The organism is Rhodococcus sp. 14C212 (assembly GCF_011058195.1).
Classification (GTDB): domain Bacteria; phylum Actinomycetota; class Actinomycetes; order Mycobacteriales; family Mycobacteriaceae; genus Rhodococcus; species Rhodococcus aetherivorans.
In genome coordinates this window covers 1-1,452 of sequence record NZ_JAALEH010000204.1, presented here as the reverse complement: position 1 = coordinate 1,452, position 1,452 = coordinate 1, and the positions used below count along the sequence as shown (strand labels likewise).

Genomic DNA, 1,452 nt, shown 5'->3' with positions numbered 1-1,452 from the left:
GAGTTCGCGGCACGCGCCGATCAGATCCTCGATCTGCTGCGCCGGAAGGATGCCGTCGAGGTAGAGCCGTGCCTTGTCGGCGATGCGTTCGTAGTCGAACGCGTGCTCACTCGTCCACGGGTCCCCGTGCGCGTACTCGGCACGACCGCTGAACTCCGCACCCGAACGCGTGCGGACGATGATCTCGGTGGGGACCTTGGCGAAGAACCCCTCGGTCTCGAGCTGCTCGGCGACCGACGGTCCCCATTCGTCGACGACCTCGGCCGTGACGCGCTCGGCGAAGCGGCGCACCTCCGGCCGGTTGAGCACCGCGTCGTCGAACCACCGGGGGCCCGGCGGCACACGGTGGGCGATGAGGGAAAGCGCTGTCGGCATACTCGCCATCAGCTTCAAGCCTTCGTCGGCGTACGTCGTCGTCGCCAACGTTCGGGCGAGCTGATCGGGGATGATCCGCTGCACCACCTCGGCGATATCGTCGGCAGCAAGCGCATTCTCCTCGACGATCCCCGAGAAGATGTCCAGCCCCTGATGACCGAACCGGCAGAACGGATACCACTTGAACGACGTCTCGGTGATGTACCAGCGAGTGCCGAGCCCGCCGTAGAGGGCCTCCCAGTCCACGCCCGGGGACGCGAACGACTGCCAGAACGTGCCGCCCTCGTCGAACACGTCGTCCTGCGCAACCCACCCGTAGGAGACCAACTGCGCCGCGTCGAGCCCCGCCGCCGCGTACGCCCCCGACATCTGGTACTTGTGCCAACTGGCCGGCACGCCCTCCCGGCCGAGCGAACGCAGGTGCTTCTGAATGTCGAAATACACCGGGGTCGTCGTGAAGGCCTGCCCGAACGCGCGCGCGATCTGCGACGCGTCCAAGCCGAGCAGACGCCCCACCGTCCCTGCCGCGCCCACGCTCATCCAACTGAAACCGTGCTTCGGCGCGAACCGGGTCCCCCCGGCACCGTCCGACACGTACTGCTTGAGGGACGCACCGATCCGCGAGGTGATGTCGTAACCGGTGGCGATGGCCGTGATGAGATCCTTACCCGACGATCCGTCACGCTGCGCAATCGCAAGACCGGAAAGGACACTGGCCGACACCGTGTGCATACGGTTGTGCATGGTCTCGTCGGCATCGAGGAGATTCGCGAGCTGACCGTGGATGTACACAGCGTTCGCCGCAGGAATCCTCCGGCCGTCGACAAGGACCGTGGCCTCGCCCGCACCCCCCGGATCGGCCTTGAGCTTGAGCAACGCCTCCGCCATCGGAGTGTTCATCGCCGCCGCCACCACCACGATCTCGTCGAGGACAAGCTTCTTCACCGCCTCGACCACCGCCTCCGGCAGATCCTCGTACGAGGTAGCCGCGACGAACTCCGCCAACGCCGACGTCGAGCGCACCCCACCCCGAGCCGGGACCACATCCTGCACTGTCATCTGGACTCCGTCCCCAAA

The 1,452-nt window shown here is 66.7% G+C and carries 1 protein-coding gene; it reads right to left on the bottom strand.

All coding sequences use genetic code 11. The annotated features are described in order from the left end of the window. On the bottom strand, positions 1 to 1,434 hold a 1,434-nt coding region (locus G6038_RS30675), incomplete at its 3' end, for an MmgE/PrpD family protein (protein WP_165042673.1). Positions 1,435 to 1,452: the final 18 nt, after the last annotated feature.